Here is a 16,632-nt window from a genome sequence, read left to right as displayed (position 1 = left end):
GACGTGGAGCTACGACATCTTCGGACGTTCGAGACGGTCGCCCGGACGCTCAGCGTCACCCAGGCGGCCAGGGAACTGCATTACGCGCAGTCCAGCGTCAGTGACCAGATCCAGGCCCTGGAGCGCGAACTGGGGGTGGACCTGCTCGACCGGTCCCAGCGGCGGGTACGGCTGACCCCGCAGGGCATGGTGCTGTCGGAGTACACCGAGCGCATCCTCAAGCTGCTGGAGGAGGCCCGCTGGGCGGTGTCCCGGCCCGGCGCGGAGGTCGCGGTGGGCGCGCTGGAGACGGTGTGCCTGCATCTGCTGCCCGGCGTGCTCGCGCGCTACCGCTCGCTGTACCCGCAGGCGCGGGTCCGCGTCACCCAGGGCAACCGGGGGGAGCTGTACAAGGCGGTGCGCCGCGGTGACGTCGACGTCTGCCTGACCTTCGGCGCCCCGCCGGCGGACGCGGGGCTGCGGGCCGAGACACTCGCCGAGGAGCCGCTCGTGGTGATCGTCCCACCGGGCCATCCGCTGGCCGAGCGCGGCCGGGCACCGCTCGCCGACCTTGCCGAGGAGCCGTTCCTGGCCACCGAACGGGGCTGCGGCTTCCGGGAGATGTACGACGGCGCCTTCTCCGGCGCCGCCAAGGAACCGGTCGCGGAGGTGTCCAGCATCGGCACCCTCGGCGCGTGCGTGGCCGCGGGGATGGGCTGCGCCCTGCTGCCGCACGTCGCTGTGCGGGCCCAGGCGGACCGCCGCGAGGTCGCGGTGATCGAGGTGGAGGACGCCCGCCTGCGCACGGCGGTCACGATGACCTGGCTGGACCGCAACTCGGCCAACCCGAACCTGGTGGGGTTGCAGACGGTACTGCGCGGACAACTGGCGGCTTGACGGCGGGCGGGCGCGGGCGATCTCGCCGGTCGCGGTCGTGGGCAGCGGTCCACGACGACGAGCCGCTCGGGGAGTGTGCGGGTCGCCAGGCCCTCGCCGCACAGGTGCCCGGTGACGTGCTCCAGGGTGGGGCGCGTGCCCGCCCGCGGAGCGACGACCAGGTCGGCAGGCCGGCCGAGGCGCGGGTCGGGCCGGGCGAGGACCGCGTGCTGGGCCGACTGCGCCAGGTCGTTCAGGAGTTCCGCCGTCTCCAGCGCGCTGGGCTTCAGTGCGCCCCGGTTGACCTGGCGGTTTCCGCACTGGGCGCGGTGCGAGGCCCGAAGCCGTTCCCGGGGTCGCAAAGCGCCGTCGCGCGGCCCTGGCGGGGTGGGGTCAGCCGGAGCCGGTGCTGCCCGCCGATTCGCCGGCGGCACGGCGGTACTCGGCGTTGATGCGCTGCGCTTCCTCGAGCTGGTCCTCGAGGATGACGATGCGGCACGCGGCCTCGATCGGGGTCCCTCTGTCGACGAGCTCGCGGGCGCGGGCGGCGATCCGCAGTTGGTAGCGGGAGTACCGGCGGTGTCCTCCTTCCGAGCGGAGCGGGGTGATCAGCCGAGCCTCACCGATGGCCCGCAGGAAGGCCGGGGTGGTACCGAGCATCTCGGCTGCCCGGCCCATGGTGTACGCGGGGTAGTCGTCGTCGTCCAGACGATCATTCAGAGGGTTGTCCGATGTCATGTCACCTCGCTGTGCAACGCGTAGAGGGGCCCTGGCGCCGTACGGCACCAGGGCCCCGAAGGAAATTCAACCATCTGCCGGCCCTGCTGCTGTGCCGACCTTCCGTTTCCGCTGTCCGGCCGGGCGGGGCGGAGGCTGCCACCCGCCGGTCCGTGGCCGGCGGGTCTCGCTCGACCATGTCCACGAGAGAAACGTACTCCTGTCAGCGACAACTATCTACAGTGACAAAAATAGGTTTACTCATTCGACGGCACATGAATCCTTGCGTGACCGACTCCTCGCCGATGGGTCGGCGCCCGCGTCCGGTCGTCCGTGCGACCACTTCCTGCCCCGCGGGCGGTGCGGGGGCGGCCGGGCCGCATAAGCTCTGCTGTCATGTCTAACCCTGATGAGCTGCTCGTCGCCATCTCCGCCGCGGTGGAGTCCGAGCGAAGCAATCAGATGTCGCTGACCGTGGTCGTCGGCGGCGCCGTCATCACCGGCCGGTTGGCTCCCGAGGCCGTGTGGCGGGAGCGAGTGGCGGAGGTCCTGAAGGACTCCGACCGTCTCGGCCCGTTCGCGGGCGTCTTCTCCCGTGACCCACGAGGGTCCCGGCCCGGCCGTGACGAGGCGCCCACGCATCTGCACTTCCACCTCGCCCGCATCCTCCAGGGCAGTCTCGGCATCCCGGAGACGGGAGGCATGTACCGGGTCGCCATCAAGGACGTCAGCGCGTGGTCCGTGGGCGACCTCAGTTACTCCGACCGGTGAGACACGGGCCGGGCCCCTTCGCCCGGCCCGCGGTGTCCGGGCGGACGGCGACACAGCGGTGGGGGCTCTTCCGACACCTGTCGGAAGAGCCCCCACCGGGAAACCGAGGGCGGTTTCCCGCCCGTCGTCATACGGCCACGGGTCCGGGACCGCCGAGCAGTGCCGACGCGGTCCGGAGCGCATCGGGTCCGGCCGCGCCCACGGGTGCGACCCTGGGCACGTCGTGGCAGGTGAAGCCAAGGCGCGTCATGGCCCGGGTGACCTCGCCGGCGCTGAAGTCACGCGGGTCCTGCCGGGTGAGGACCCGGCCGACCTGCTTGACGGGGTAGCGACGGCGTCCGATGGTCACGGACGCGCCCGTGACGGGCTCGGGCCTGACGCCCTTCATCGAGTCCAGCACCCCGGTTCTGGTCAGGTCGAACGGGTACCGGGCGATGACACAGCGCATGATGCCTCACAGAGGAGAAGTCGGGGAAGAGAAGGGGGCGGCCCGGCCAGGCGGATCAGTGCGAGAGGGCGAGCACGCCCGGACTCCGGCCGTGCTCACCGACGTCATCGGGGCGGGCGCAGGGCTCGGGCAGCGATCCGTCGAGGACGTCCCGCAGCCGGATCCGGTCGGTGTACGCGGAACTGTCGCGGAGCACGGCGAGCCGGACACGGGTGATCAGGCCCGTGCTCCGGTCGTCCTCGTCGCACACGGTCAGGTGCTCGACCCGGGCGCCCGCCATGACGGCCAGAGCCACCTCGACGGTCATGCCGTCCCACACCCGGGGCCCGTGCCCTTCGACGTCCCCGTCCGCGGTCACGGGGGCGGGGTCCGGCATGCGGTGCTGCGTCCGTGCTGGCCTCAAGGGTGTCTCCTTCGGTAGAGGCGGGACGGCCTGGGGCCCGTGCGGCCCTGGAGACCGAGGGTCTTCCCGGAACCCGCCGGGCTAGGCGGCCGAGTCGTTGCCGGGCCGCCGCTGCGCCCTGCGGCGCGTTCCCGCGCCGGCGGGCCGGCCCTGGCCGCTGCCGCCCCTACGGTTCCGGGACGGCGACGAGGCGCGGCGGGGGCGTTCCACGACCGGCGCGGTGATGACCACCGGGATACCGGAGGGCGCCTGGGCGCCGGTGATGCGGGTCAGCTCCGCCTCGCCCGATCGGACCGGGGTGATCCGCGGGGTGATGCCGGCCGAGGCCATCAGCCGGGTCATGCCGCGACGCTGGCCGGGGGTCACCAGGGTGACGACGCTGCCGGACTCCCCGGCGCGGGCCGTACGGCCGCCGCGGTGCAGGTAGTCCTTGTGGTCGCTGGGCGGGTCCACGTTGACGACCAGGTCGAGGCTGTCGACGTGGATGCCGCGGGCCGCGACGTTGGTGGCCACCAGGACGGTGACGTGACCGTCCTTGAACTGCGCCAGGGTGCGGGTGCGCTGCGGCTGGGATCGGCCACCGTGCAGGGCCGCGGCGCGGACACCGCTGTTCAGCAGGTGCTTGGTCAGCCGGTCCACCGCGTGCTTGGTGTCCAGGAACATGATCACCCGGCCGTCCCGGGCCGCGATCTCCGTGGTGGTGCGGTGCTTGTCCGTCTCGTGCACGTGGAGTACGTGGTGCTCCATCGTGGTGACGGCACCGGCCGACGGGTCGACGGAGTGCACCACCGGGTCGGTCAGGTAGCGGCGGACGAGCAGATCGACGTTGCGGTCCAGGGTGGCCGAGAACAACAGCCGCTGGCCGTCCGGGCGCACCTGGTCGAGCAGGGCGGTGACCTGGGGCATGAAGCCCATGTCGGTCATCTGGTCGGCCTCGTCGAGGACGGTCACGGCGACGTCGTCCAGCCGGCAGTCGCCCCGGTCGATGAGATCCTTGAGCCGGCCGGGCGTCGCGACGACGACCTCCGCGCCGGTCCGCAGCGCACCGGCCTGCCTGCCGATGGACATCCCGCCGACGACGGTGGCGAGCCGCAGGCTCACGGAGCGGGCGTAGGGCGCGAGCGCGTCGGTGACCTGCTGGGCCAGTTCCCGGGTGGGGACGAGGACCAGGGCCAGCGGCCGGCGCGGCTCGGCACGCCGGCCCGCCGTACGGGCCAGCGCCGCCAGGCCGAAGGCGAGGGTCTTGCCCGACCCGGTACGGCCACGACCGAGTACGTCACGGCCGGCCAGGGAGTTCGGCAGGGTCGCCGCCTGGATCGGGAACGGTACGGTCACGCCTTCCTTGGCGAGCGTGGCCAGCAGCGGCGCCGGCATGGCGAGATCGGCGAACGTCTCGACGGCGGGCAGCGCCGGTGTGACCGTCTTCGGCGGCGCGAACTCGCCCTGCGCGGGCCGTCGGTCGGCGTTACCGCCGGAGCGGCGCGGACCGCCGGAGCGGCCGGCGGTGCCACTTCCGCCGAAGCGGTCGTAGCCGCGGCTGGTGCCGGTGGTGCGGGTGCGAGTGGTACGGGTGCGGTTCATGCGGAACCTTCCTCGATGCGGGCGCGTATCAAGGAATTTCCGCGGCAGTACGAGCGGCGCAGAGAATCGCGAGAACGGGCCGAAAATGACAGGGTCGAATCACCCTGGTAATAAAGCGAGCCGGGGCCCGCACCCCAAGGTGCGGGCCCCAGCTGTGATGTATGCGTCAGTCCCGCGGGTCAGGCGGGAATGATGTTCTCGGCCGTCGGGCCCTTCTGGCCCTGCGCGATGTCGAAGGACACCTTCTGGCCTTCCAGCAGCTCGCGGAAGCCCTGGGTGGCGATGTTCGAGTAGTGGGCGAAGACGTCGGCGCCGCCGCCGTCCTGCTCGATGAAGCCGAAGCCCTTTTCCGCGTTGAACCACTTCACGGTGCCAGTAGCCATTTTGTTTCTCCTTCGGAGACGGTGTCGGGAATACGCCCTGTGCGCATTCCGTGTCGCCGTGATGATCAACCGTCGGAAAAACCTTCTGGCAACCACACCTGCAACTGATGACGACACTAGCACGTCGACGCAGGTCATGCGTTGTACGTAATTCCGTCCCGCCTGTGGTCGTGGGAATATTTATCGCGCGCCGCGTTGATTTCTTACGTTGTCGGTACAGATATTGGTGCGCAGTGGCGCCGTATTACCCCCGGCCGCTTCCGCCCACAGCGCTGTGACCTCCTGCGACGGGCCCGTACGCGGCCCCCTGCCGTCACTGGCGGACGGAACCCCGACGGGCCCCCGGGACTCGTGAAGGAGACGAAGCGCACATGCGGCGTTCGGGGCGGTGGAGGCGGCGGCAACCGCCCATCACGCCCGGCGCGCCTGGCCCGCGTACCCGCGTGCCCGCTACCGGCCCTCGGGGGTCCCGGCCCGTCCGCAAGGGCACAGCATGTTCACACGAGCTCCCCGTAACTGCTTCCCGTAGGGGCACCCGTCCAGGGCTGTCTGCCGGGAAGGAGCCCGAGCATGGCCATCGTCGCGTGCCTGTTGCTGCCGGTCGTGGGACTGCTGCTGTACGGCATGGACCGGGTCGAGGACTGGCTGACGCGTCCGCCGCAGCCACCACGTCGTCTCCCCGCCCGGCACAGCGCCGCCCGGCACCTGCGCCTGATCCGGGGCGGCGGGCAGGCGGCCGGCACCCAAGCGCGCACCGACCGGCGGTCGTCCGACGCCGCCTGAAGCCGCCCGGCACCGGAAGGAACCGGAACGCCGGCCCGCGTGGCGCCTCGCGGTTTCCCGCGATGGCTCCGGACATGCGCCGTACCCCCCTTTCGGAGACATGGCGCACAACCACCGGCAGAACAGGCCGTCACGGGGTATCCGGTTCGTGGAAAGGGCTGTCAGACGCACTGTTGCCGTTTGACAACAATAGCCGTGAGGCAACAAAGTAGCCGTGTCGGACGTGCGCGGGGAAGGACCTGGAATGCTCCGGTGGAGGAAGGTCGCTCCGTGCGCCGGCCGCCATCGCCGAGAGGCAACGGTGGCGCCGGTGCCGCGAACGGTGGTTCAGGCGGTCCGGGTGCCCGAGTCCGGGGCGTCGTCGAGTATCTGCGTCGCCGCCGTGGCGCAGAACGCCTCCAGCCCCTCCAGCAGCGCGATCCGCTTGGCGGCGGGCATATCCGCCAGCACCTTCCGCAACTCCCCCTCCCTGCGGGACCGCAGATCGGCGAGGAAGGCGCGGCCGCGGCCGCTGAGGTGCAGGCGCACCTCGCGCCTGTCCTCCGGGCTCGCCACCCGCTCCACGAAACCGGCGGCCTGCAGCCGGTCGCACAGCCTGCTGGTGGACGGCGGGGTGGACGCCAGGGACTCGGCGAGCGTGCGCAGGTTGATGCCGTCGTGGTGCTCCAGGACGTGCAGCACGCGCAGTTGGGACGCGGAGGTGGGCGCGGTCGAGGCGCGGCCCCACACGACTTCCAGCAGCTCGACGGCCGTGGTGGTCACACGCGCGACCTCATCGGGCTCTGGGCGGCGGCGGAAGGCAGTCACGGTCACACTCTCGCAGGCACTGGGGCGCCTCTCAGCGTACTAGGCACGGGCGCCGGCCCCAGGCGACCGGAGGGGCCCGACAAGGCTCGCGGGAGGGACCGGCCTCGCGGGATGAGGCACGTACGTTGTCCGGCGAAAGAATGGTGATTACTCCCTTATGAACAGATTCGTGGCCGCTGAACGCGCCCTGCGCACGGCGGCTCCCCACGCGTTGCTCGACGCCACCCGTGCCGTACTGGTGGAGCAGTACGGCGCGGAGGACGTCGAGCTGTTCCTGGCCGACTACGGCCTGACCGTGCTCCAGCCGGTGTCGGTCCCGCCGCACACCCTGGAGCAGGTGCCGGTGCACAACAGCCCGGCCGGCCGCGCCTTCGGTTCCCAGCGGCCGTACTGCGAGGACGGGTACGACGGGCGGGCACGGCTGCACCTCCCGGTCAGCGTGCGCGGCGACCGGCTCGGGGTGCTGTCCGTGACCCTGCCCGGCGGCGAGGCCGTCCGCCGCTACGAGGCGGAACTGGCCGACATCGCCGAGGTGCTGGCGCACGAGGTGATCGTGGCCGAGCGCGACACCGACCTGTATCTGCGGGCGCGCCGCAAGGACCGGCTCACGCTGGCCGCCGAGATGCAGTGGCAGTTGCTGCCCGGCCGTTCCTGCTCCCGCCCCGAGTACGAGCTGGGGGCGCAACTGGAGCCCGCGTACGCCATCTTCGGCGACAACTTCGACTGGTCCGCCACCGCCGACCACCTGATGCTGTACGTCACCAACGGCATGGGCGAGGGCATAGAGGCGTCGCTGCTGACGAACCTGGCCATCAACGCGCTGCGCAACGCCCGGCGCGCCGGCATCTCCATCGCCGACCAGGCGGCGCTCGCGGACCAGGCCGTCTACGCCCATTACCGGGGCCGGTGCTATCTGTCCGTGCTGATGTTCGACTTCGACCTGGCGACCGGCCGGGCCAGGGTCGTGGACGCGGGCTCGCCCCGGCTGCTGCGGCTGCGGGAGGGCACCGTGGAGCACGTCACCTTCGACGCGCAGTTGCCGTTGGGCATGTTCGAGGAGACCGACTACGTGGCCCAGGACTTCGAGGTCCGGCCCGGTGACCGGCTCGTCTTCGTCAGCGACGGGGTGCACGCCGTGGCCTCGCCGAAGGGGGAGGCGTACGGGGACGCGGCCCTGTCCAGGGCCATCCACTCCACCCGGCTGCTGCCCGCCGCGGAGGTGCCGCGCGCGATCCTGCGGGAGCTGACCGGCCACCGCGGAAAACCCGTACCCGACGACGACGCGCTGGTCGTGTGCCTGGACTGGCACGGCAGGCCGGCCGGTACGTGAGCGGCGGGGGCCGCCCGAATGTGACGATCGCGTGTTGGCCTCCGTACCCCCTCCCCCTAATGCTTGCCGCGTGGCAATAATTGTCGTATGGCTCGCCTCGGCCGGTCGGGGACCGCACAGCAGGGAGACGATGAAGGTGGCGGAGTACGACACGACACCCGAGGTGGCGCGGGAGCTGGGCGCCTTCATGGAACGGCGCCGCGAGCAGATCGCCCAGCGGTGGGCGGACACCGCGCTGTTCCGCACGGTCTTCACCGTCTCCCGGGACGAGGCGGTCGAGGCGTGCAAGGCCGTGCTGGACGCCCTGGCCGAGGTGGCCCGCACCGGGCATGTCGAGGACACCGGCGCCCCGGGCTTCGCGGCCGTCAGGGAACAGCTCGGCCGCATGGCCGCCGCCCGCTCCCGGGCGGGACTGAGCCCGTCCCGGATCGCGGGCGAGGTGGCCGGCCTGCGCGAACCGGCCCTCGCACTGCTGCGCGCCGAGTTCGAGGACGCCGCCGACGAGCACGCGCACGCGTGCGCGCTGGCGCTGACGGTCCTGATGGGCACGCTCCGGCTGGTGGTCATGGAGACCACCGTTGGCGCCGGCGCGGAACTGATCGAGCGGCAGCGGCAGCACCTGCTGGAGGTGGCCACCCCCGTCATCGAGCTGTGGGAGAGCGTCGTCGCCGTACCGCTGATCGGCACCCTGGACAGCGCGCGCAGCCAGGTGGTGATGGAGTCGCTGCTGGAGGCGATCGTGGACCAGCGGGCCCGGTACGCCATCCTCGACATCACGGGCGTGCCGACCGTCGACACGCTCGTGGCCCAGCACCTGATGAGGACGGTCGCCGCGGCCCGGCTGATGGGCGCGGAGTGCATCGTCTCCGGCATTCGCCCGGCCATCGCGCAGACCATCGTCCACCTCGGCATCGACCTCGGGACGATCATCACCCGGTCCGGCCTCGCCGACGCCCTGGCGTACGCGCTGACCCGGCAGGGCATCGTCCTCTCCCCACCCGTGGGCGCGGGCGCGGGCGCACGGTGACCGGCCTGTCCGCCGACCGTCAGGGCCCGGCACAGGTGCGGGTGCCGCGGTTGGGCGAGGCCCTGCTGCTCACTCCGCGGGGGGAACCACACGACGGGGCGGCCGAACACCTTCCCTGCGGCGTCGCTGGGCACGGCATCGCCGGTGGCGCCACCGCGGGACCGGCGCCCGTGGGCAGTGCGGCGACCGGCGTCTGCGCGGCGGAGACCGCCGGCTCCTTCCCGGATCGGGTCCTGGCCGGGACCGTTGGCCCCTCCCCGGATCGGGTCCTGGCCGGGACCGTTGGCCCCTTCCGCGGTCGCGTCCTGGCCGGGACCATCGACTCCATGTCCGGTCGCGTCCTGGCCGAGATCGCCGACTCCCTCACCGGCCGTGCCCTGGCCGGGACCGCCGCCACCGCGTGTCCGTCGGCCACCCGTGCCGTTCGGGCGGCAACGCGCGCGGCCGTGACCGGCGCCGTGTCCGGGCCGGGCCGCCTCCTCCCCGGCGCCCCGCCCGGGCCGGGCCGCACCCTGCCCGGCGCCCCGCCCGGGCCGGACCCCGTCCTGCCCGGCGGCGGCCCGGACACGGCACCGGACATCGTCAGACCCATGTCCCTCCCGGACCGCGGCCCCTCGGCCATACCACCCGCTCACCCGGAAGAGGGTGCGTGATGCATGCCCCACCCGCCTCGGCCACCCACCTGCCGATCGGCTCGGACGCGGACCTGGCCCAAGTGCGCCGGCACGTGCGCCGGATCGCGGCCGACCTCGGTTTCAGGCTCGTACAACAGACGAAGCTGGTGACCGCCGTCAGCGAACTCGCCCGCAACACCCTGGTCCACGGCGGCGGCGGTCACATGGAGATCACCCGGCTCGGGGAGTGCGGCGCCCGGCGCGGCCTGCGGCTGTCCTTCGTGGACGCCGGCCCCGGCATCCACGACATCGACCTGGCGATGACCGACGGCTACACCTCCGGCGACGGCCTCGGCCTGGGCCTGAGCGGCGCCAGACGGCTCGTCCAGGAATTCGCCCTCGACAGCCGCCCCGGCCGGGGCACCACCGTCACGATCACCGACTGGGTCTCCGGTGTGCCGTCACCCCGTACCGGAGCGCCCTGAGCGCGGTCCGGGACATCCGCGTTCCAGGGGGCCTGGGGTCACCAGGGCCGGTCCGTGACGTCCGCGCCGCCACGGAGCCGTTCGCCGACGGCGGCGACCGGCCTCGTCCGGCGCACCGAGGAAGTACGCGCACGGCCACACCGGTGTCGTGGCGCGGACCGCGGCGAGGCCCCCCGGCCGGTCACGGGCACCACGGTCAGGGGAGCGGCCCGTCGCTCCCCGCACCCGTACCGCCTTGAGCGGTCAGGAAGGCCCGCATGCCCCGCCTCAACGCCTCCCGCGCGGCGGGGTCCATGCCGGCGAGGACCGCGGCGAGCGCCTGTGATCTGCGCTCGGCCACCTCGCTCAGCACCTGCCGGCCGCGCCCCGTGAGGACGAGCTGCACCTCACGCCGCTTGTGCGGATGCAGCAGCCGCTCCAGCAGGCCCGCCGCCTCCAGCCGGTCGCACAGCCGGCTGGCGGTCGGCGGACCTATCTCCATGCCCTCCGCCAGCGCGGTGAGATTGAGTCCCGGCTCGGCCTCCAGGATGCGCAGGGCCCGCAACTGGTGCGGCGACAGCCGCAGACTCGCGCCCTGGGCGGCCACCGCCCACAGGTTCGCCAGACTGTCCACGGCATCGGCGATCTCCCGCGCGACGGCCAGGAGATCCTCCCCCGGTCCGTTCGGCCGGTCGTCCCCGATGCCGCCGAGACGAGTCACGAATACATCGCTTTCAGTAATGGCCTGCCCATGCCGATACCACCCTTATTCACACGCGGTACCCGGCGAGCCGCCGTACAACCACCTCCGGTGGGGCATCGCAGGGACGGGGACGGGACGCCGGCGGTGCGTGCCGAGGCGTGGCGGCCAGGGGCGGTGGTACGCGAAAGCGGCGGACGTGACGCGTGCCGGCCACCCCGGGTGCCGCTGAGGATCGCCCGGCCGCGCGGACGGGGAGCCCGTGGCTCGCTCCGTACGGCCGGCGGCTTCTCAGGCCCATCAAGTCCGATTCGGAGCGGGCCGCTTCAGCGCAGTGGTCCGACAGGACGGCGCGAGTTGTCCGCGACGGTCGTACGCCCGCGCACGCAGTGGTGCGGCGGCGGGCTCACCCGGTGGCGAGCATCCCCGAGCGCAGGCGTGCCACGATGCGGGAGATGAGCCGGGAGACGTGCATCTGCGAGACGCCCAGCTCCTTGCCGATCTCCGCCTGGGTCCGCTCCTCCACGAACCTCAGGTGCAGGATCCGCCGCTCCCGCTCGTCCAGCCCGGCGACGAGCGGGGCGAGGGCGTGGAAGTCCTCGACGAGTTCCAGCGCGGTGTCCTCCTCGCCGATGAACTCGGACAGGGCCGCCTCGCCCTCGTCGGCGTCGCCGGTGATCGCGGCGTCGAGGGAGGCGGAGTTGTAGCCGTTCGCCGCGATCTGGACCTCCACGACCTGCTCCTCCGTGAGGTTCATCAGGGCGGCCAGCTCCGAGACCTTGGGCGCCCGCCCCAGCCGGCTGCGCAACTCCTCGCTGGCCTTGGCGAGTTCGGTACGGGCCTCCTGAAGTCGCCGCGGCACGTGGACCGACCAGGAGGTGTCACGGAAGAACCGCTTGATCTCACCGACGATGTACGGCACCGCGAAGCTGGTGAACTGCACGTCACGGGAGATCTCGAACCGGTCGATCGCCTTGATCAGGCCGATCGTGCCGACCTGGACGACGTCCTCCATGTCCTGGCCGCTGTTGCGGAACCGGCGGGCGGCGAAGCGCACCAGCGACATGTTCATCTCGATGAGCGTGTTGCGCGCGTACTGGTACTCGGGCGTGCCCTCCTCCAGCACGGCGAGCCGGTCCAGGAACGTCCTGGTCAGCTCGCGGGCGTCCTGGGGTGCGATCTTCTGCGGATCCGCGATCTCCGGCAGCTCCGTGATGGAGCCGGTCGCCGTCCCGACGAGTGCCGTCGTCATCCCAGGCCCTCCCTGCCATCCACGCCCGCCCCCGGTGAGCAGGCCCTCACGGGCGCGCCTACCCGATAACAACCACCTCATGTCCCCCCATCGCTCCGGATCACCACCGGACGGCCGGGCGACCGCCCGGCCGACGGTCGCCCGCCCCCCCTGCGAACCGAACGTGAGGCCTCAGTCGCCCCCGGGGCTGCTCAGGAGAAGACGACGGAGCGCAACAGCAGGCGCTCGGACGCCCCCGCGCCAGGCCGCAGGGTGTAGTAGGTGTCGCCCTCGCAGTCGGCGTCGAGGAAGACGGTGGCGGTGGAGTTCGTGAGGTTCTTCGGCGCCCGCGACACCGTGCCGGAACCGGCGCCGGACGTCGGGAGGTTGACGCACTGGCGGCTGGCGGGGTTGTTCAGGAAGCCGACGGCGTCGTACCCCTCGTCGGTGGTGTAGGTGTAGCGGAACTGGCCGGTCGCCGCGGAGGCCGCACCCGGAGCGGTCAGCAGCAGGACGAAGGCACTGCAGGCGGCACCGACGGCCGCGGTGACGGTACGAAGAGACACGGATCTTCCTTCTGTCTGGTACCCGGTAGTGGTTCAGTCCCAGCGATGCCCAGGCAGGGGCGGGTTAGGCGCTTTGTCCCCCGAAAGGGGCTGGGGAGGGTCGGTCATCTCCCCGGGTCCTCCGACCGGCGTTCCCTTGCGCCAGTGGCTTGTCGATCTGCAGGGGCTGATCAGGCACCACCTGCGATGACTGGTCCGGCATCGCCGAGTCCCCTGAAGAGGCGGACGCGGGATCGCTGGAGGAGGGCGTTGCCGAACTCAGGGCAGCCATCGATCGCATTGATCGGGCAACCGGCGAGGTGACGCCGAAGGTGAGGAACTGGACGCTCTCGTCCACTTCATCGCGCGCCGTCTCCCTGGTTCATGGGGGCTGCTTTGCATCGGACTACGTGTCGACGGCTCCCGGCCGCAGACCGGAGCATGAATGCGCGGGTGACGCCTGTCAGTCCCACTGTGTACTGACACGGCCCGTGGCCGCCGCCCCCCGTTCCCCCATGCGGAGTACGCCCGGTCGTGCCGGCGTACAGGCCGGGTGAGGGTGTGGTTACGGCCGCGACCGCCCGTGTCGCCGGCCCTCCCACGTAGCCCGCGAGGGGATCGACATGACGCAGACCACCGATGCCAAGCCGGCCGAGCGGCAGGTCGCGGAGGCCAACGCGGCCGTGCGGGAGCGGTTCGCCTTCGACGACACGCGGGATCTTGAGGACGCGCGGCGCGGTTTCCTGGGCACGGCGGGGGAGAGCGTGATCCAGGACCGCGACGGGCGCGCGGTGTGGGACCTGGGCGCGTACGGGTTCCTCGACCAGGACTGCCCGGAGACGGCCAATCCGAGCCTGTGGCGGCAGAGCCGGCTGTGCTCCGACCACGGATTGTTCGAGGTGACCGAGGGCATCTACCAAGTACGCGGCTTCGACCTGTCCAACATGACGATCGTGGAGGGGGAGCGCGGCATCCTGGTCATCGACCCGCTGCTGTGCGCCGAGACCGCGGCGGCGGGCCTGGCCCTCTACCGTTCCCACCGGGGCGAGCGCCCGGTGAGCGCCGTGCTGTACACCCACAGCCACGCCGACCACTTCGGCGGTGTCCGGGGCGTCGTCACGGACGAGGACATCGCCGGCGGCGTGCCGGTGTTCGCCCCGCAGGGCTTCCTGGAGCACGCGGTCAGCGAGAACGTCTACGCCGGTACGGCGATGGGCCGGCGCGCCGCCTACATGTACGGCGCCGCCCTGCCGAAGGGCGGGCGCGGGCAGATCGGCGCGGGCCTCGGGCAGACCACGTCCACCGGCGCGGTCGGCCTGATCCCGCCGACGGCGGACATCACCCGCACCGGGCAGACGGATACCGTCGACGGCATCCGCATGGTCTTCCAGCTCACCCCGGGCACCGAGGCGCCCGCGGAACTGAACATCCACTTCCCCGACCACGCGGCGCTGTGCATGGCGGAGAACGCCACCCACAACCTGCACAATCTGCTGACCCTGCGGGGTGCGGAGGTCCGCGACCCGCGCGTGTGGGCGCGTTACCTCGCCGAGGCCATCGCCCTGTTCGTGGGATCGAGCGACGTGGCGTTCGCCTCGCACCACTGGCCGACCTGGGGCCGCGACCGCGTGCTGACGTTCCTGAGCGAGCAGCGCGACCTGTACGCCTACCTCCACGACCAGACCGTACGCATGCTCAACCAGGGGCTGACCGGCCCGGAGATCGCCGAGGAGATGAGGCTGCCTCCCGCCCTGGAGCGGGCCTGGCACACCCACGGCTACTACGGCTCGGTCAGCCACAACACCAAGGCGATCTACCAGCGTTACCTGGGCTGGTTCGACGGCAACCCGGCACACCTGTGGGAGCACCCGCCGGTGGAGTCCGCGAAACGGTACGTGGAGTTCATGGGCGGCGCCGACGAAGTGCTGCGCCGGGCCCAGCAGTCCTTCGCCGCCGGGGACTTCCGCTGGGTGGCCCAGGTCGTCAACCACGTTCGTCTTCGCCGACCCGGACAACGCCGACGCCCGCGCGCTTCAGGCCGACGCGCTGGAACAGCTCGGATACGGCAGCGAGAACGGCACCTGGCGGAACTTCTACCTCATGGGCGCGCTGGAGCTGCGCCACGGCTCGGTCGGCACACCGACGGGCACCGCCTCGCCCGACGTGCTGGCGGCCCTGTCCCTGGAGCAGTTGTTCGACTCCCTCGCCTTCCGGGTGGACGGTCCGCGCAGCTGGGACGCGGACATCACCGTGCGCTGGAACGTGACCGGCGGCGAGCCGGTCACCCAGCGGCTGCGCAACGGCGTCCTCATCCATGTCAGGGGCGCGAGCCCGGACGCGACCGAACCGGACACCGAGATCACCCTCACCGAGGGCGACCTGCGGGCCGTCCTGCTCGGCACTCTCACCCCGGAGGAACTGGCGGCCCGGGACACCGTCACGGTCACCGGGGATATCGGCCGGCTGACCGACCTGCTCGGTCATCTCGTCACTCCCGACCCGGACTTCGCCATCGTCACACCGTGAACCGGCTCGGCGGCGATGGCGCTGACCTTCCTGGCCACGACCCAACTGCCCCTCCAGCAGGCCATCGTGCTCGGCGCGATCCTCTCCCTGCTGCTGTACTGCGCGCAGGCCGCCCGCCAGGCCCGGTTCCTGGCGCTCACCCGCGATCCGGAGGGCCGCTGGCACCTGTCCGACCCCCCGGACCGGCTGCCGCCCGGTGACGTCACCGTCCTCTACTACGCCGGTACGAGCTTCTTCGCCGAACTGCCCCGCATCGAGCAGGCCCTCCCACGCGCCGACGACGCCCACGGCGCCGTACTGATCCTCGTGGTGCGCGGAGCACCGGACGTACCCTCCGCCACCATGGCCAAGGTCATCCGCCGCCACGCCCGGGAACTGGACCGGCAGGGCGGCCGGCTGATCCTCGCGGGCGTCACCCCGGGCCTCGCCCGCATCCTGCGCATGACCGGTGTCGACCGGGACCTGGGACCGGGCGGGATCGTCCCGGCGGCGGGGGCCGTCTTCGAACCCCTGGACCGGGCCCTGGCCGACGCGCGCTCATGGATCGCTGCGCGGTCGGGCGAGGCGACGGACGGCACGGCCGGCCTCCGGACACCACCCGACCCGCCGACATGACCCAACCCGGGCCTCCCGCAACCCGGGAGCCCGGTTCCGTCCGCCATCCGCGGGACCCGGCAGGACGGCCACCACCCGTACGGCGGCGCGGATGTGCGGCCGGTCGTCATGACCGGAAGCCTAGAATCCGTCACCGGACCGCACCGAATATCCGCTTTGCATGCTTATGGGCTGGTCCCTCTACGACTCAAGGAGACGGGATGTCGCAGCACGCCGGCCGGACCCGTTGGCGGCGCTTCGCGGTGCTCATGGTCCCCAGCGTCGCGCTCGGCGCGGCCCTCGGCATCGCCATGGCGCAGGGGGCGCTGGCCGCCTCGTTCCTGGTCTCCGGCCAGCGGTTCCAGGTCACCGCGGGCACGATGACCGCCCGCGGGATCAGCATCTACGGCATGGTGGACGTCTCCAAGGACGGCGAACACGTACCCGTGCTGGTCACCGGCACCCAGCACGTGACGATCGACGATCTGTGCCAGTCCGTACCGATCGACATCCCGGGACTGGGAACGTACACGCTGAAACTCACCGGCGGGCAGGAACGCCCGGCCGAGGCGTCGCACATGTTCCTCGACGCGACCTTCGAAGCCGCCGGCCAGGCGGACTTCGAGGACATCGACATCGGCATCGCGCAGGGCGAGATCAGCAAGGGTCCGATCAACCCGGACGACAGGAGCTCGCGCTTCTTCGACCCCAGCGGCTTCGGACAGCAGGCCGACTCGGTCCGCATGACCGACGTCCAGATCACCGCGGCCGCCATCTCCGCCGGGACCTTCAACATCCCCGGGATGCGCGTGCGGATCGAAGAAGGCCACCACGACTGCGGCTGACCACCGCG

General features: G+C 71.9%; 18 protein-coding genes and 2 pseudogenes. 11 read left to right on the top strand and 9 right to left on the bottom strand.

Translation table 11 applies throughout. The features are described 5' to 3' along the window. The first annotated feature begins 3 nt into the window (after positions 1-3). The gene (locus Srubr_RS30560; protein WP_189995223.1) at positions 4-876 is read left to right on the top strand and encodes a LysR family transcriptional regulator; all 873 of its coding nucleotides are present in this window, start codon (positions 4-6) and stop codon (positions 874-876) included. Between the two features lie 372 nt (positions 877-1,248). Here the strand turns inward: Srubr_RS30560 and Srubr_RS30555 are convergent, their stop codons facing one another. After that, positions 1,249-1,593, bottom strand: coding sequence for a helix-turn-helix domain-containing protein (locus Srubr_RS30555; RefSeq protein WP_189995225.1), 345 nt, complete (start codon positions 1,591-1,593; stop codon positions 1,249-1,251). A 375-nt stretch (positions 1,594-1,968) separates the two neighbouring features. Between Srubr_RS30555 and Srubr_RS30550 the strand changes: the two genes are divergently transcribed. Next, complete coding sequence (locus Srubr_RS30550; RefSeq protein WP_189995227.1) at positions 1,969-2,343, top strand: hypothetical protein; 375 nt, start codon at positions 1,969-1,971, stop codon at positions 2,341-2,343. Between the two features lie 127 nt (positions 2,344-2,470). Here the strand turns inward: Srubr_RS30550 and Srubr_RS30545 are convergent, their stop codons facing one another. The 4 genes from Srubr_RS30545 to Srubr_RS30530 form a co-directional block, all read right to left on the bottom strand. After that, a complete protein-coding gene (locus Srubr_RS30545; protein WP_189995229.1) occupies positions 2,471-2,791 on the bottom strand; it encodes an SCO5918 family protein in 321 nt (106 codons plus the stop codon). Positions 2,792-2,846: 55 nt separating this feature from the next. Next, positions 2,847-3,167: a CBS domain-containing protein gene (locus tag Srubr_RS30540; RefSeq protein WP_189995351.1), complete on the bottom strand. Its 321-nt coding sequence runs from the start codon at positions 3,165-3,167 to the stop codon at positions 2,847-2,849. A gap of 108 nt (positions 3,168-3,275) precedes the next feature. After that, complete coding sequence (locus Srubr_RS30535) at positions 3,276-4,775, bottom strand: DEAD/DEAH box helicase (protein ID WP_189995231.1); 1,500 nt, start codon at positions 4,773-4,775, stop codon at positions 3,276-3,278. 179 nt (positions 4,776-4,954) lie between these two features. Next, positions 4,955-5,158, bottom strand: a complete 204-nt coding sequence (locus Srubr_RS30530) for a cold-shock protein (protein ID WP_184905941.1) — start codon at positions 5,156-5,158, stop codon at positions 4,955-4,957. A 570-nt stretch (positions 5,159-5,728) separates the two neighbouring features. Between Srubr_RS30530 and Srubr_RS30525 the strand changes: the two genes are divergently transcribed. Continuing rightward, positions 5,729-5,941 (top strand): hypothetical protein, encoded by a 213-nt coding sequence (locus tag Srubr_RS30525; protein ID WP_189995233.1) that lies wholly within the window; start codon positions 5,729-5,731, stop codon positions 5,939-5,941. A gap of 327 nt (positions 5,942-6,268) precedes the next feature. Here the strand turns inward: Srubr_RS30525 and Srubr_RS30520 are convergent, their stop codons facing one another. After that, the gene (locus Srubr_RS30520; RefSeq protein WP_189995235.1) at positions 6,269-6,703 is read right to left on the bottom strand and encodes a MarR family transcriptional regulator; all 435 of its coding nucleotides are present in this window, start codon (positions 6,701-6,703) and stop codon (positions 6,269-6,271) included. A gap of 202 nt (positions 6,704-6,905) precedes the next feature. Between Srubr_RS30520 and Srubr_RS30515 the strand changes: the two genes are divergently transcribed. The 4 genes from Srubr_RS30515 (at position 6,906) to Srubr_RS30500 (ending at position 10,204) form a co-directional block, all read left to right on the top strand. Next, complete coding sequence (locus tag Srubr_RS30515) at positions 6,906-8,078, top strand: PP2C family protein-serine/threonine phosphatase (RefSeq protein WP_189995236.1); 1,173 nt, start codon at positions 6,906-6,908, stop codon at positions 8,076-8,078. A 130-nt stretch (positions 8,079-8,208) separates the two neighbouring features. Then, entirely contained in the window at positions 8,209-9,105 is an 897-nt protein-coding gene (locus Srubr_RS30510; RefSeq protein WP_189995354.1) for an STAS domain-containing protein, read from the top strand. Between the two features lie 326 nt (positions 9,106-9,431). Beyond that, entirely contained in the window at positions 9,432-9,758 is a 327-nt protein-coding gene (locus Srubr_RS30505) for a hypothetical protein (protein ID WP_189995238.1), read from the top strand. Continuing rightward, positions 9,758-10,204 (top strand): anti-sigma regulatory factor, encoded by a 447-nt coding sequence (locus Srubr_RS30500; protein WP_189995240.1) that lies wholly within the window; start codon positions 9,758-9,760, stop codon positions 10,202-10,204. Before Srubr_RS30505 ends, Srubr_RS30500 begins: the two co-directional genes overlap by 1 nt. Positions 10,205-10,400: 196 nt before the next feature. On the opposite strand, the gene Srubr_RS30495 is transcribed toward Srubr_RS30500, so the two are convergent. From Srubr_RS30495 to Srubr_RS30485, 3 genes are all read right to left on the bottom strand, one after another. Further along, positions 10,401-10,904 carry a MarR family winged helix-turn-helix transcriptional regulator gene (locus Srubr_RS30495; protein WP_189995242.1) on the bottom strand — a complete coding sequence of 168 codons (504 nt, stop codon included), beginning with the start codon at positions 10,902-10,904 and terminating at the stop codon, positions 10,401-10,403. Positions 10,905-11,289: 385 nt separating this feature from the next. Next, a complete protein-coding gene (locus tag Srubr_RS30490) occupies positions 11,290-12,135 on the bottom strand; it encodes an RNA polymerase sigma factor SigF (RefSeq protein ID WP_189995244.1) in 846 nt (281 codons plus the stop codon). 191 nt (positions 12,136-12,326) lie between these two features. Further along, on the bottom strand, positions 12,327-12,680 hold the full coding sequence (locus Srubr_RS30485; RefSeq protein WP_189995246.1) for a hypothetical protein: 354 nt from the start codon (positions 12,678-12,680) through the stop codon (positions 12,327-12,329). Positions 12,681-12,880: 200 nt separating this feature from the next. On the opposite strand from Srubr_RS30485, the pseudogene Srubr_RS42135 reads away from it, so the two are divergent. From Srubr_RS42135 to Srubr_RS30470, 4 genes and pseudogenes are all read left to right on the top strand, one after another. Further along, positions 12,881-13,104 (top strand): annotated as a pseudogene (locus tag Srubr_RS42135) (hypothetical protein). 178 nt (positions 13,105-13,282) lie between these two features. Beyond that, positions 13,283-15,185, top strand: a pseudogene (locus Srubr_RS30480) (alkyl/aryl-sulfatase). A gap of 15 nt (positions 15,186-15,200) precedes the next feature. Beyond that, a complete protein-coding gene (locus tag Srubr_RS30475) occupies positions 15,201-15,800 on the top strand; it encodes a SulP family inorganic anion transporter (RefSeq protein WP_189995248.1) in 600 nt (199 codons plus the stop codon). Positions 15,801-16,000: 200 nt separating this feature from the next. Beyond that, positions 16,001-16,624 (top strand): DUF6230 family protein, encoded by a 624-nt coding sequence (locus Srubr_RS30470; RefSeq protein WP_189995250.1) that lies wholly within the window; start codon positions 16,001-16,003, stop codon positions 16,622-16,624. Positions 16,625-16,632: the final 8 nt, after the last annotated feature.

It is taken from the genome of Streptomyces rubradiris, from assembly GCF_016860525.1.
Classification (GTDB): domain Bacteria; phylum Actinomycetota; class Actinomycetes; order Streptomycetales; family Streptomycetaceae; genus Streptomyces; species Streptomyces rubradiris.
The sequence above is the reverse complement of the archived record's forward strand: the minus strand, read 5'-3'. Positions and strand labels throughout refer to the sequence as shown.

Coding starts and splice junctions, on each gene's coding strand:
- Srubr_RS30530 (WP_184905941.1), bottom strand. CDS start 5,158: ATGGCTACTGGCACCGTGAAGTGGTTCAACGCGGAAAAGGGCTTCGGC.
- Srubr_RS30470 (WP_189995250.1), top strand. CDS start 16,001: ATGTCGCAGCACGCCGGCCGGACCCGTTGGCGGCGCTTCGCGGTGCTC.
- Srubr_RS30475 (WP_189995248.1), top strand. CDS start 15,201: ATGGCGCTGACCTTCCTGGCCACGACCCAACTGCCCCTCCAGCAGGCC.
- Srubr_RS30540 (WP_189995351.1), bottom strand. CDS start 3,167: ATGCCGGACCCCGCCCCCGTGACCGCGGACGGGGACGTCGAAGGGCAC.
- Srubr_RS30535 (WP_189995231.1), bottom strand. CDS start 4,775: ATGAACCGCACCCGTACCACTCGCACCCGCACCACCGGCACCAGCCGC.
- Srubr_RS30545 (WP_189995229.1), bottom strand. CDS start 2,791: ATGCGCTGTGTCATCGCCCGGTACCCGTTCGACCTGACCAGAACCGGG.
- Srubr_RS30525 (WP_189995233.1), top strand. CDS start 5,729: ATGGCCATCGTCGCGTGCCTGTTGCTGCCGGTCGTGGGACTGCTGCTG.
- Srubr_RS30510 (WP_189995354.1), top strand. CDS start 8,209: ATGAAGGTGGCGGAGTACGACACGACACCCGAGGTGGCGCGGGAGCTG.
- Srubr_RS30490 (WP_189995244.1), bottom strand. CDS start 12,135: ATGACGACGGCACTCGTCGGGACGGCGACCGGCTCCATCACGGAGCTG.
- Srubr_RS30515 (WP_189995236.1), top strand. CDS start 6,906: ATGAACAGATTCGTGGCCGCTGAACGCGCCCTGCGCACGGCGGCTCCC.
- Srubr_RS30505 (WP_189995238.1), top strand. CDS start 9,432: ATGTCCGGTCGCGTCCTGGCCGAGATCGCCGACTCCCTCACCGGCCGT.
- Srubr_RS30550 (WP_189995227.1), top strand. CDS start 1,969: ATGTCTAACCCTGATGAGCTGCTCGTCGCCATCTCCGCCGCGGTGGAG.
- Srubr_RS30500 (WP_189995240.1), top strand. CDS start 9,758: ATGCATGCCCCACCCGCCTCGGCCACCCACCTGCCGATCGGCTCGGAC.
- Srubr_RS30555 (WP_189995225.1), bottom strand. CDS start 1,593: ATGACATCGGACAACCCTCTGAATGATCGTCTGGACGACGACGACTAC.